The organism is Pseudocolwellia antarctica (assembly GCF_049933045.1).
GTDB lineage: Bacteria > Pseudomonadota > Gammaproteobacteria > Enterobacterales > Alteromonadaceae > Pseudocolwellia.
Window position 1 is genome coordinate 4,096,348 of record NZ_CP187926.1, and the last position, 13,972, is coordinate 4,110,319.

Sequence of the window (13,972 nt, forward strand, 5' to 3'; positions counted from 1 at the left end):
TATATTCCATTATTACGTTATTTTAACAATATCACTTGCTGACAATCAATTAATTGCGATTTATTTGAGTTATTTAAATAACTTAGTTTACCCTCAATCACTAATTGGTCGCCTATTTTTGCTTGATCATTAATATAAGCAGCTTGCTTTCCCCATATATGGATAGGGCGTTTTATTTCTATATTTTTAAGTTCTTGTGTCACAGATGAATGCACAAAGAAGTTAGTTGAAAGCGTTAACTCTACTAATTCTTTATTTTGTTCTGTTGTAACGAATTTAATAGGGGAGTCAATTTGCCCACTGCAATGAATTTGATTCAGTGATTTAGCATAGCCTTTAGGGTAAGTTTGAGCATAGGTTGCATGTATTATTTCACGGCCTGTTTTTTTACTATTGAGTAAATAGCCGCGCAATAATATTATATCGCCTTTTTGTGCATGAATAAGAGAGCGCTCAACAACTTCACCTATTACCTTTACTACATGATATCGCGTCCATTCTTTATATTGATTACTACTTTTATCAAACCATTTGCTGTGTGTTGCTAAAGTGAATTCAGCAATAGCTAAAACAGGGTTGGCTTGGTATCTGATAATGGGTTTATCAACTAGGTTGCCTAGTAAAACGGTATTACATAAATGATTTTGAGCGAGCGTGTTACTGTGCATGGATTTTCAAACGATATAAAGTAAATAATACAATGTACGTAAACTTGTAATGATAGGCAACTACTAGCTGTTATATTAGTGCCGCTAAGCTATTTATTTTAGCTGTATACTAGAAATAAGGTACGCTTTTGACTAGAATCGCAGCCTCTTAATGTGCTTTCGTGGTGAAGTGGATATCACGTGGACCTCCGGAGTCTAAGTCGCAGGTTCGATTCCTGCCGAGAGCGCCAATTCTTATATTAATAATAATCCAATAATAAATCCTTTTGTATTAACTACATATACATAGAAAAAGTCGTGTTTTAACGTTAATATATTATTAGTTTTTAAAGAGTCATAAAGCATATCTGTCTCTTTATCCAGAAGCACATAGGATGAATAGCAATGAATTCAATTGGTTTTTTAGGGTTTGCCTTTGCAAGCTTTTCATATGTTATTTTTACATTACTCATTCTGGCTGCTCGAAATAATACCTTGATGGCTCGATGCATAATTATTTGTGCATTATCTACCTTAATTGCTAATTTAGTCGCTGCACTTCAAATAAAATTGGGCTTTAGCTTACAGCTCGTTATGGTGGCTGATGGCTTTAAAATAGCGTGTTGGTCTATTCTAATTCTTATTTGCAATACAGAAGAACCTACTTTTCGGCGCTTACTCTCCAATTTTTATATAAGAAAGTATTGCTTAATATGGTTAGGTTTAATGCTAAGTTGCTGGGGGCTTACTTATAGTCTTAACTTTTCTTATGAATATTTGTTCTTATTATTCATCGTATTAAATTTATGGGCATTGGTTTTACTTGAGCAATTATATCGCAGTGCCGACTCTCAGGTCAGGTGGGCGATATGGCCACTTGTTATTGCGATTGCAAGTGTCTCGTTATTTGATTTCGTATTGTATGCTCAAGCAATGATGGTGCAAGGTTTAGACTTCGATTTTTGGTTCAGTCGAGGCTTCATCGCGATAGTTGTTGTACCACTGTTACTCATAAGTACACGTAGAATTAAAAATGGTTCGGTAAGGATTTTCGTTTCAAGAAATGTTGTTTTTTACAGTTCTATGCTCATGATTGCCGGCTTATATCTAATTGTAATGGCAATTGTTGGTTATGTACTTAGTTACTTAGGTGGTAAATGGGGATCTGTATTTAGTATTGGTTTTCTGGCTCTAGGTGGCGTAGTGCTCATTGTTTTATTAGCAACCGAAACCTTACGAAGAAACGTTAAAGTTTTTATCGCAAAGAATTTCTTTGCGAATAAATATGAATACCGAGATGAGTGGCTTAATCTCATAGGAAAGATAGAAACGAGTAACGCCGAAAATAACTATCAAATGGCGACTCAAATCATGATGGATAAAACCGATGCTCAATATGGTGCTATTGTTAAACAAGTGTCTAATACGCAGTTTGAAACTAAATATACTTCTGGGTTAGAGTTTGAAGATATGTTTGTTCCGCAATTAATTCATCTTTGCCATTTTTGTAAGCGCCAGGGCTGGATCATTGATTTAAAAGAATATTCAAAAGGTCCTAGTATTTACCCTGATCTGTCACTTAATTTATTACAATGGCAAGAGAAAAACATATCGGTTGTAGTACCTATTTTTATTGGTAAAGATTTTTACGGTTTATTTATTTTAGCTACAGAGAAAAAATCAAATAAATTAAATTGGGAAGATCGCGATTTACTTTTTGCCATCTCTCAGCAGTTAGGTAACGTTTTGTCGTTATATGAAGCGAACGATAAGCTTGCAGAATCAAAACAATTTGATGCATTTAATCGAATGTCGGCTTTTTTAGTTCATGATCTAAAAAACATACAAGCTCAACTTGGGCTGATAACAACAAATGCTCAAAAACATAGGGACAATCCTGAGTTTATTGATGATGTTTTTGAAACGGTAGAGTCTGCGACCGAACGCTTAGATAAAGTATTGTCTCAATTACGTAATAAACAAGTGGCGCAATCTAAGAGTAATACGTTTACTATTAGTGATGTACTCACGAAAGTCGTAGAGCAGAGAAACGTTAAAAAACCTGTGGTTACATTTACAGTGAAACAAGATGCGACGGTTATAGCGGATAAAGAGGTGTTGTTTTCGGTTTTAAACCATCTTATCCAAAATGCTCAGGAAGCGACACAACCTGATGGTTGGGTGAAAGTTTCATTGAATAATAGCGCAAATGACGCACTTGTAATTATTGAAGATAATGGCACAGGAATGTCGAAAGCATTCATAGAAAAAAGATTGTTCAAACCTTTTGATACAACAAAAGGTAATGCTGGAATGGGGATTGGTGTATACGAAGCCAAGCAATTCATCGAAAGCATTTCGGGGGTTATTAAAGTAGAAAGTGAAGAGGGCGTGGGTAGTAAGTTTATTGTGACCATACCAGCAACTTCACCATTAATGTAAATGAAAGATTAAAAAAGAAGGATTCTTTCTAAATGGAAAAATTATTAATCATTGATGACGATAAAGGTATTCAAAAACAGCTTAAGTGGAGCTTATCTGATTACGATGTGGTTTTAGCTGGCGATAGAGAGAGCGCTATTGCAGCTGTTAGACGTTTTGAACCAAAAGTAGTGACATTAGATTTAGGCTTACCACCAGATGAAGCGAATGCTTCAGAAGGCTTAGCTGCACTTCAAGAAATCCTTACGATAGCACCACATACTAAAGTTATTGTTATAACCGGTAATGACGACAGAACTAATGCTTTAAAAGCTATTGCAGCAGGAGCGTACGACTTCTATCAGAAACCCGTAGAGGCTGAAGTGATTAATGTGATTGTTTCTCGCGCCTTTAGTGTAGCTGCAATTGAAGAAGAAAATAGATTAATGCGTTCAGTTGCTGGTAGCGATATCGGTATTATTGGTAATAGTGCGACTATTGATCGATTGCGTACTATGGTTAAACGCATTGCTCCTACGCAAATCACAGCATTATTGTTGGGTGAAAGTGGTACAGGTAAAGAAGTTACTGCAAATGCGGTACATTTAGCGAGTGATAGAAAAGACAAACCATTTATTGCTATTAACTGTGCATCTATTCCTGAAACCTTGTTAGAAAGTGAATTGTTTGGTTTTGAAAAAGGCGCTTTTACAGGCGCTCATAAAACCACTAAAGGTAAAATTGAGTGTGCAGAAGGAGGTACTTTATTTCTAGATGAAATAGGGGATATGCCTTTCAGCCTTCAGGCTAAATTATTACGTTTTTTACAAGAAAAACAGATAGAACGACTCGGTGGTAGACAAGAAATTTCGGTTGATGTAAGAGTGGTATGTGCAACCAACCAAAACCTTGAAGAAATGGTAAAAGAAAAAACCTTTAGAGAGGATTTATTTTACCGTGTTAGCGAAATAACTTTAAATATTCCGCCACTTAGAGACAGAGATGAAGACGTTATTATTTTAGCGCAATACTTCTTACAACGTTATGCTATTGAATATAAAAGTAATGTAAAAAGTTTTTCTGATGATGGTTTTGCCGCAATTAAAGCACACAGATGGCCTGGTAATATTCGTGAGTTACAGAACAAAGTAAAAAGCTCTGTAATTATGTGTACAGGCACACAAGTAACGGCGATGGACTTAGGCTTTTTTGATCACGAAAACACATCATTTGAGTTGTCTTTAAACTTACGTACTGTTCGTGAACAAGCTGAGTCGATAGCGATTAAAAAAGCTTATTCACTTTCAGATACTAACATGTCGAAAACAGCTGAGTTACTTGGTGTAACAAGACCTACTTTATATTCATTGATTGAGAAATATAATTTGAATGTAGGTGAATAACCTCATTTAACCTGAGTGTAGATATTTATTGCGTTAGAATTGTTCAGCTATTCATAATTTGTAACAAATGCCTAGGCATTGTCACAAAGGAGCTTTTCAGTTTTAGCGCTTTTTCATTTATATTAGAAACATAACCGAAACAGAGAACATTCCTATGGGTCAAGAAACTCCAAAAATCTTAGTTGTTGACGATGATATGCGTTTACGTGCATTACTTGAACGTTATCTTGTTGAACAAGGTTATGTTGTAAGAAGTGCTGCAAACTCAGAACAAATGGATCGTTTATTAGAACGTGAAAACTTTCATTTATTAGTATTAGATTTAATGCTACCAGGTGAAGATGGTTTATCTATTTGTCGTCGTTTACGTCAAAACTCTAACGACATTCCAATTGTTATGCTTACAGCTAAAGGTGATGAAGTAGATCGAATTATTGGTCTAGAATTAGGCGCTGATGACTATATGCCTAAACCATTTAACCCAAGAGAATTATTAGCACGTATTAAAGCTGTGCTAAGACGTAAAGTTTTAGAAGCACCAGGTGCGCCAAGCTTAGAAGAAAATATAATTTCATTTGGCGAATATCAACTAAACCTAGCAACAAGAGAAATGTTGAAAGGCGATGTGAGCATGCCATTAACGAGTGGTGAGTTTGCTGTACTAAAAGCACTTATTAGCCATCCTAGAGAACCACTTTCTCGAGATAAGTTAATGAATTTAGCTCGAGGTCGAGATTATTCTGCTCTTGAGCGAAGTATTGATGTTCAAGTGTCTCGACTAAGACGTATGCTTGAAGAAGATCCTGCCAAACCTCGTTATATACAAACAGTATGGGGCTTAGGCTACGTATTTGTTCCTGAAGGTAAAGAAACTGCTTAAATCTTTTAGCAACTGAAAATACACACTTCACTTTATTAAAGGGTGAAGTGTTTTTAGGCAGTATTTAACCGATAGTTAAAAGGTAATTTCCACGTTTAAGTTACTGAATATCGCCCATCAAAAACTTAGGTTTTTAGGTAAAAAGTTATTATGAAAGTATTACCACAGAGTGCATTTGGGCAAACGGTATTATTAATTGGTGTTTTACTTTTAGTTAATCAAGTTGTTTCTTATATCTCAATTGCCATTTATATCCTCCAACCTAACGCCCAACAAGTTAATCAACTTCTCGCAAAACAAGTAAAAGCCGTATTTATCGATATTGACGATCCTGTTTTAAGACCTGCAATGGCTGAAGCGTTTCATAAAGAAACTGGGATAGGCGTGTATCGTGAGAATGTCGCAATGCAGCTAGGTTTACAGCATGCTATTCATTATCCATTTCGCTCTGAAGAAATGTCATTTTTGTTAGGTGGTCCTGCAGAAGTACGTATTTCACAAGGTGATGAATATCTGTTTTGGATACGACCACCTCAGTCGCCCAATTGGTGGGTTAAAATACCGTTAACAGGGTTAGAAGAAGAAAATTTATATCCATTGCTCGTTATTCTAGTGATTTTAGGTATTGTAAGTGTTGCGGGCGGCTGGCTGTTTGTTCGACAATTAAACCGTCCTTTAACCGCATTACAAAATGCAGCAGAAGAAGTTGGAAGGGGTAACTTCCCTGAGCCATTAGAAGAGCATGGAACCACTGAAGTTGTTTCAGTTACTCAAGCTTTTAATCATATGTCGAAAGGTATTTTACAGTTAGAAGATGACCGAAATCTATTGATGGCTGGGATCTCTCATGATTTACGTACGCCGCTTACTCGCATAAGATTAGCTTCAGAAATGATGTCTGTCGAAGATGAGTTTCTAAAAGAAGGTATTGAAGGTGATATTGATGATATGAATAAAATCATCGATCAATTCATTGATTATATTCGTCATGACACTAAAGATATGGTTGAAAATAGCGATTTAAATGAGTTATTAAAAGAAGTTATACAGGCTGAAAAAACTCATGATCGTATTATTGACTATAAAGAGAATGTGATCTCATTAGTGCCTATTCGTTATATTGCTATAAAACGAGTTGTGGCTAATTTAATTCAAAATGCATTACGTTATAGCGACGGTAAAATAACGGTAGCATTAAGTGAACAAGTAAAAAGTAATCAAATCACTTTTACTGTGGTGGATGAAGGACCTGGAATACCTGAAAATGAAATCTCTCGTTTATTCCAACCATTTACACAAGGCGATATAGCTCGTGGTGGTGAAGGTAGTGGTTTAGGTTTGGCTATAATAAAACGAATTGTTGATTCTCATGGCGGTAATGTCGAGTTAACAAATGGTGCAGAAGGAGGGCTGAAAGCTACGGTTACTTTACCGTTTAAATTAACTTAGTTAATTTATGAACTGGGAGATCACTTTCCAAGTTTATTTATTTAGCCGATCAAGTTTATATTTGATATAAAAAAGCAGTATAAGGGAATCTTATACTGCTTTTTTGTTGCCTATTTCAGGGCGGAACAGTTAAACTTTAAATATCTTTAAAGTTGCGGTCCAGCAGGAACTAAAGACTTACCATTATCAGTATCGGTAAATTTCTTGAAGTTATTTACAAATCGAGTGGCTAGTGCGTGAGCTTTATCTTCCCATTCCCCCGCTGCTTCGTAAGTATTTCTTGGGTCTAATATTTGTGTATTTACACCTTTTAAAGTATTCGGTACTTCTAGGTTAAATAAAGGCACAACAGATGTTTCAGTGTCGTCAATAGAGCCATCTAAGATTGAATCAATAATCGCACGTGTGTCTTTTATTGAAATACGTTTACCTGTGCCATTCCAACCCGTATTTACTAAGTAAGCTTCTGCACCTACGGCTTCCATACGATTTTTTAGTACTTCGGCATATTGAGTCGGATGTAAACTTAAAAATGCAGAACCAAAACAACTTGAGAATGTAGGTGTTGGCTCTGTAATACCTCTTTCTGTCCCTGCTAATTTAGCTGTAAAACCAGATAAGAAATAGTACTGTGCTTGATCAGCCGTTAGTTTAGCCACTGGAGGTAAAACCCCAAAGGCATCGGCAGTTAAAAAGATAACTTTTTTAGCATGACCCGCTCTTGAAATAGGCTTAACAATATTTTCAATATGATGAATTGGGTATGAAACACGTGTATTTTCAGTTACTGAGCCATCATCAAAATCTATTTTTCCGTTTGCGTCTACTGTAACGTTTTCTAATAGCGCATCACGTCTTATCGCATCATAAATTTCAGGTTCATTTTCTTTACTAAGATTAATTGTTTTTGCGTAACAGCCACCTTCAAAGTTGAAAACACCGTTGTCATCCCAACCATGTTCATCATCACCAATCAACTGGCGCTTAGGGTCAGTTGAAAGTGTTGTTTTACCTGTTCCAGAAAGTCCGAAGAATATGGCTACGTCACCATCTTCTCCAACGTTAGCACTACAATGCATTGAAGCAATACCTTGAAGAGGTAGAAGATAGTTCATCATAGAGAACATACCTTTCTTCATCTCTCCGCCATACCAAGTACCACCAATAAGCTGAATTCTTTCTGTTAGGTTAAAAGCAACAAAGTTTTCTGAATTTAAGCCTTGTTCTTTCCATAATGGATTGGTTGTTTTAGCGCCGTTCATAACAATAAAGTCAGGCTCGTAGTTTTTTAATTCTTCATCTGTAGGGCGTATGAACATGTTTTTAACAAAATGAGCTTGCCATGCTACTTCAGTAATAAAACGAACTTTCAAACGAGTATTATCATTTGCACCGCAGTATGTATCTACTACAAATAACCTTTTACCTGTTAATTGACTCGTAACTAAACCTTTCAGGTTGTCCCATGTTTCTTGAGTCATAGGCTTATTATCATTTTTACCTTGATCAGACCACCAAACAGTGTCGCGAGATACATCGTCTCTAGCAATATATTTATCTTTTGGGGATCTACCTGTAAAAACACCCGTGTTAACGTTTACCGCTCCTAGCTCTGTTTCTACGCCTTTATCAAAGCCTGTTAACGTACTTTTGGTTTCTTCAGTAAACAGCATTTCATAAGATGGATTGTAAACAATTTCAGTAACATTCGTTATGCCGTATTGTGTTAGATCGATTGTATTTCCCAAAGTGGTCATCTGATGTATCTCCAGCGGTAAAGTTTCAAATAGAATTAAGCTTGTAAGTATTCTAGTTGACTTTCATGGAAAGCGAAAGGTTTATATCTTTCGTTGTGAAAGTTTTCATATAACTTTCACAACTATATTATAAGTAAAAATACATTATAAAATAGATTTAACTTTAACTCGTTGTTTTGTAATTATTATTTGTTTTTTTGAAGAAGGGTGAGATTTGTGAATAACTATATTTAAGTTATCACAAATCTACTTTTAGTGAATTTTACGTATGTATTTGTTGTTTTTTATGAAAGTCACCAGCGTTGGTTACATGATTCTTGTTAGAATATGCCATCAATACTAGAATCCTCGTCTTCATTCAAGTTGTAAGTATCGTTTTGAGGTATCGATTCAGTTGGAATAGTCCCTTTTTTAAAGTACTCAAAGTCACTTGAACGGTCTGTTTTATGAGTTAATTTACCTGTAGCTTTATCTATACGTGCAGATACAACATCGTTAGGCTGCGTAAAAGCTTCATAAGGAAAGTAAGGTAATGCTTCTTTCATATAAAGATTCCATGCAGGTTGTGCTGAGTTAGCACCAGCCTCTGAGCCCGTAATTTGATTTTTTGGTAGGTTGTTATTATATGATGTGCGACCTAAATCTTTAGATGGATCATCGAACCCTATCCAAGTTGAAGTGACTAATCGTCTCGAAAACCCTGAAAACCAAGCATCTACAGATTGGTTAGTGGTTCCTGTTTTTCCCGATAAATCTTTTCTTTTTAATGCACGAGAACGCCATCCTGTACCTTGCCAATAAGGCTTTTTATTCCAATCTGCGCCCCAAATAACAGAGTTCATAGCATTGGTAATTAGAAAGGCATTTTGAGGATTTAATACTCTTTCAGCTATATTTAATTCTCTTATGTTTGTGTCAACAGTATTCAAAGTATTTGTAGAATCTGACTTGAAAGTTGACTCGTCAGAAACAAAACCGTTGTTTGATAGTTCACTATTAATTTGATTAATTTCGGTTGATTCGTAATCTAATCTTTCATTGTTGTCGTCATCATTGTTCGATATAAACTCTACAACAACGTCTTGGGCGATGATTTTTTCACTTGCTGAAGCGAGAAGTTCAGCTTCTATTACTTTTTGTTGTATACACATTTCATCGCAGGCGATTTTAGGATTAGCTTTAAATACAATATTGCCATTTGAATCTTCAATTCTGTCTATAAAGTAAGGTTCAATTAAGAACCCTCCGTTGGCGAAAACAGCATAGCCTGTTGCAATCTCTAATGGTGTAAAAGAAGCTGAACCTAGTGCTAAAGTTTCATTTCTAGGTATTTCGTCTCGCTGAAAGCCAAAAGACTGCAAGTGGTTAATAATATTCTTTTTGCCGACTTGTCGAAATAAACGAACAGCAACAACGTTTTTAGATTGAGCTAATGAGAGCCTAACTCTGATAGGACCATCGTATTTTGCAGGAGAATTTTTTGGTCGCCACACACTACCGCTACTTTCGTCCCATTGATTGATTGGTGCATCATTTATTAAAGAAGCTAAAGTTAAACCATGCTCAAGAGCTGCCGAATAAATAAAAGGTTTGATATTCGAGCCAACTTGACGCTTAGCTTGAGTTACACGGTTAAATTGGCTTTGTTCAAAACTATAACCACCAACTATGGCTTTTATTGCACCGTCATCAGGAGATAGTGATATTAATGCTGAACTTGCTAATGGTAATTGGCTCAAACGGTAGAGGTCATCTTGTCGACTAATAAGGATCACATCACCGTATGTTAAAATTTGATAAGCATAATCTGGAGCCGTGCCTTGTCTTCTATCTGTAATATATTGACGTGCCCACGAAAGTCCATCCCAATCTATTGTAATAGTACTGTTATTTTCTAAACGGACTTTTATTGAATTGTCTAATACTTCTGTAACAACAGCGGCGATCAACGACTGATAAGTTGTCACTTCTTTAAATGCTTGTGTTATTTCTGTTTCTGTTAAACGTTCATTATCAGTAATTACTGGGTTGCCATCTTCAGCCGTTTCTTTTAATTGTGGACGTAAACTTAATGATGGTCCACGGTATCCGTGACGCTGATCATAAGCATGTAAGTTTTTTATAACAGCTTGTTGAGCTGCAATTTGTAAATGACTTGGAACCGTTGTATATATTTTATAGCCTTCTGAGTAAGCGGCTTCTTTACCAAACATATTTAAGACTTCTTGGTGAGCCATTTCAGCAAGGTAAGGTGCGCTAAGTTGTATTTCTGTGCCGTGCTTTTCTCCTGTAATTGGCTCTTGCATTGCTTCAGCGTACTCATCATCTGTAATGTAGTCTGTATCGAGCATGCGTCTTAAGACAACACTTCGTCTTGCTTTTGCTTTACTTGGAGAGCGTATTGGATTAATTGCAGAAGGTGCTTTTGGTAATCCTGCTAAAACTGCTATTTGTGCTAAACTTAAATCGTTTAGCTCTTTGCCATAATAAACTTGTGCAGCAGCGGCAAATCCAAATGAACGATGTCCGAGAGGAATTTTATTTAAATAAAGGGTTAATATTTCATCTTTTGTTAATAAACTTTCTATATGAAAAGCAAGGAATATTTCTCGGATCTTTCGAGTGTAAGTAATTTCTGAGCTTAAGAAAAAATTACGAGCGACTTGCATTGTTATGGTACTAGCACCGCCTTTATTTTGACCTGTTAATTGACCCAGAATAGCTCTGCTCATACCAATGGGATCAACACCAAAATGGTAATAAAATCGGTCATCTTCTGTAGCAAGAAGTGCGTTAATTAAATGTTGAGGTACTTCATCAAGAGTTACTGGAATGCGTTTTTTTTCGCCAAACTGAGAAATCAATTCTCCATCAGCACTAAATATTTGCATTGGCGTTTGCCATTGAATTTCTTTAAGAATATTCACACTTGGCAGTTCTGACCGCATTGAAAAATAAAGGGCTGCGAGAGATATCGTTCCAAGAATAAATAGTATAAAAAATACTTTTAATAGTTTTTTAAATGTAAACACAATAAAAAATACTCAATAAAATTAATAAAATCGTTTAATATTACTAGTATATCCTGTAAAACAGTGTAATAAATGTATTTATGTTTATTATTTTGAATAACAAAAATAACTTAGTAGGATGTTATGTTAAGCAGTCTATGGAAAAAGAAAGTATCACTCATTGTTGGGATTGATATTGGCTCACATAGTGTAAAAGCTGTGTTGCTTAATCAAGGAAATGATGGCTACATACTAGAGGCTTTGTTGGAAGAAACAATGCCTAGAGGTGCAGTGATTGATTGTGAAATTCAAGATATTGAAGCAGTAGGTAATGTAATTGCTAAAATAAGAAAAAAAATCACTTCCTCAGTAACTCATGCCGCGGCAGCCGTATCAGGTCAAACCGTCATCACCAAAATAATTTATATGGATGTTAATCTTAGCGAACAAGAATTAGCAAGCCAGATAGAAATTGAAGCTGATAGCTTAATACCTTACCCACTTGATGAAGTTAGTTTAGATTTTGAATCATTAGATGTTAATGAATCTGATCCGAGTAAAATTAACGTTTTATTAAGTGCTGCTCGAACTGAATCAGTTGAAGCTCGAGTTTCAGCACTAGAAAGTGGCGGATTTACAGCAAAGGTTATTGATGTTGAATCTTATGCCATTAGTCGGCCGTATGACTTGGTGTTGTCTCAGTTACCTGAAGATGCAGAAAATAAAATTGTTGCCTTGGTAGATGTTGGCTCTGTTATGACATTGTTTTCAGTTACAGAAGCTGGAAATCATATTTACAGCCGAGATCAAATATTTGGTGGTGAACAATATACTCGCTCAATTGTTTCTTATTACAATAAAACCTTTGAAGAAGCTGAGTTTGCAAAAGTAAGTAATGATTTGCCCCCTAATTATACTTTTGAAGTACTAGCACCATTCCATACTGTTTTAGTTCAACAAATACGTCGTGCTATTCAAATGTTTTTAACATCAAGTGGTAAAGATAAAGTTGATTACCTTGTTATCTCTGGTGGAACAGCCTCAGTAGAAGGGATTGAAAGTCTTCTAACGGAAGAGCTGGGAATTCATACGGTAATAGCTAACCCATTTACAGATATGAAAAAGTCTGATGACATTGATATGGTTAAGTTAGAAAGCATAGCACCTAAATTCATGGTTGCAGCTGGGTTAGCATTAAGGAGCTTTAGTTCATGGCACATATAAATCTACTCCCATGGCGTGAAGAAGCTGAAAAAGCAAAGCAAAAAGAGTTCTTCTCGATACTTGCACTAGTTGCAATTGTCTCTTTTGCTATTGTTTTCTCTATTAGCCAATATTTCCAAGCTAAAATAGATGGACAAAATACACGTAATGAATATTTAAAGAATGAGATAAAAATATTAGATATTCGTATTGCTGAAATCAAAACACTAGATGAAAAGAAAAAAGAACTTGAACAACGCATGAGTGTAGTTGAACAACTCCAACGTAGCCGTAATGTAGGTACTCAAGTCTTAAATGAAATAGCTAAAATAATTCCTAATGGTATTTATCTAACACATTTGAAGAAAGTAAATAATACTCTAGAATTAGAAGGTAAAAGCGAATCAAACAATCATTTAGCAAATATGATCAGAGAAATAGAAAGGTCTGACTTGTTCATTGATGCGGTACTCGAATCGATTACATCGAAAGATGCTGAGAGTAAGTTATTAAGTGATTTTAAAATGAGAGTGTCGATAAAAGGTTTGAAGTCATCTGAGCAAACCAAATCAGCTCAGGGAGGACGCTAAACATGCAATTAGATTTTTCTCAGTTTGATGGTTTAGAGCTGGACAATGTAGGTGAATGGCCAGTTTTACCTAAAATAGTACTCACTATTTTTATTAGTATTGTAGTGCTTGTTTTAGGTTATATCGGTTTAGTCAGCGACAGAATCGATACCTTAAAAAATGTACAAACCCAAGAGTTAACTTTACGTGACGATTATCGTGCTAAATATCATGTCGCCGCTAATTTAGAACTTTTTCAGGAACAAATGAAAGAGGCTGAAAATTTATTTGCAAAGCAACTAAAAAGTTTACCAGAAAGTCATGAGACTCCTGGTTTATTGGATGACATAACTTTCGTCGGTACTACAAGCGGATTAGATTTTGCAAAACTTAACTGGCAACCTGAAATTACGAAAGAAATTTATATTGAGCTTCCTATTGATATTGAAGTTCAAGGCTTTTATCACGAGTTTGGTAACTTTGTTAGTAAGATCGCAGGTTTACCACGGATAGTTACATTGCATGACTTCGATATAGAATTTCCTCCGGCTCCTTTTGAAGCAGATGATTTTCTCATATTAAAACTACAAGCAAAAACATATCGTTATAGAGAGGCTGAAGAATGAAAAAAT

At 35.5% G+C, this 13,972-nt stretch carries 10 protein-coding genes and 1 tRNA gene; 8 read left to right on the forward strand and 3 right to left on the reverse strand.

Annotated features, from left to right (window positions below; genetic code table 11):
• Positions 1-17 precede the first annotated feature (17 nt).
• Complete coding sequence (locus tag ACPUVN_RS17805; protein ID WP_426358975.1) at positions 18-668, reverse strand: single-stranded DNA-binding protein; 651 nt, start codon at positions 666-668, stop codon at positions 18-20.
• A gap of 155 nt (positions 669-823) precedes the next feature.
• Between ACPUVN_RS17805 and ACPUVN_RS17810 the strand changes: the two genes are divergently transcribed.
• The 5 genes from ACPUVN_RS17810 (at position 824) to envZ (ending at position 6,800) form a co-directional block, all read left to right on the forward strand.
• Positions 824-898: transfer RNA gene (locus ACPUVN_RS17810), tRNA-Arg, on the forward strand.
• 154 nt (positions 899-1,052) lie between these two features.
• Positions 1,053-3,089: an XrtA/PEP-CTERM system histidine kinase PrsK gene (gene prsK / locus ACPUVN_RS17815; RefSeq protein WP_426358974.1), complete on the forward strand. Its 2,037-nt coding sequence runs from the start codon at positions 1,053-1,055 to the stop codon at positions 3,087-3,089.
• Between the two features lie 32 nt (positions 3,090-3,121).
• On the forward strand, positions 3,122-4,471 hold the full coding sequence (gene prsR / locus ACPUVN_RS17820) for a PEP-CTERM-box response regulator transcription factor (RefSeq protein ID WP_426358973.1): 1,350 nt from the start codon (positions 3,122-3,124) through the stop codon (positions 4,469-4,471).
• 154 nt (positions 4,472-4,625) lie between these two features.
• Complete coding sequence (gene ompR / locus ACPUVN_RS17825) at positions 4,626-5,351, forward strand: two-component system response regulator OmpR (RefSeq protein ID WP_304367550.1); 726 nt, start codon at positions 4,626-4,628, stop codon at positions 5,349-5,351.
• Between the two features lie 150 nt (positions 5,352-5,501).
• On the forward strand, positions 5,502-6,800 hold the full coding sequence (envZ, locus tag ACPUVN_RS17830) for a two-component system sensor histidine kinase EnvZ (protein WP_426358972.1): 1,299 nt from the start codon (positions 5,502-5,504) through the stop codon (positions 6,798-6,800).
• A 146-nt stretch (positions 6,801-6,946) separates the two neighbouring features.
• On the opposite strand, the gene pckA is transcribed toward envZ, so the two are convergent.
• Together pckA and ACPUVN_RS17840 are read right to left on the reverse strand one after the other, a co-directional pair.
• A complete protein-coding gene (gene pckA / locus ACPUVN_RS17835) occupies positions 6,947-8,557 on the reverse strand; it encodes a phosphoenolpyruvate carboxykinase (ATP) (protein ID WP_426369566.1) in 1,611 nt (536 codons plus the stop codon).
• Positions 8,558-8,877: 320 nt separating this feature from the next.
• Positions 8,878-11,484, reverse strand: coding sequence for a penicillin-binding protein 1A (locus tag ACPUVN_RS17840; RefSeq protein WP_426358970.1), 2,607 nt, complete (start codon positions 11,482-11,484; stop codon positions 8,878-8,880).
• Positions 11,485-11,712: 228 nt separating this feature from the next.
• On the opposite strand from ACPUVN_RS17840, the gene ACPUVN_RS17845 reads away from it, so the two are divergent.
• Genes ACPUVN_RS17845 through ACPUVN_RS17855 form a run of 3 tightly spaced genes read left to right on the forward strand, consistent with a single transcriptional unit; the run spans position 11,713 to position 13,966 of the window.
• Positions 11,713-12,792, forward strand: a complete 1,080-nt coding sequence (locus tag ACPUVN_RS17845) for a pilus assembly protein PilM (RefSeq protein WP_426369567.1) — start codon at positions 11,713-11,715, stop codon at positions 12,790-12,792.
• Complete coding sequence (locus ACPUVN_RS17850) at positions 12,780-13,361, forward strand: PilN domain-containing protein (protein WP_426358968.1); 582 nt, start codon at positions 12,780-12,782, stop codon at positions 13,359-13,361. The genes ACPUVN_RS17845 and ACPUVN_RS17850 overlap by 13 nt, the downstream gene beginning before the upstream one ends.
• A 2-nt stretch (positions 13,362-13,363) precedes the next feature.
• On the forward strand, positions 13,364-13,966 hold the full coding sequence (locus ACPUVN_RS17855; RefSeq protein ID WP_426358967.1) for a type 4a pilus biogenesis protein PilO: 603 nt from the start codon (positions 13,364-13,366) through the stop codon (positions 13,964-13,966).
• The last annotated feature ends 6 nt before the right edge of the window (positions 13,967-13,972 follow it).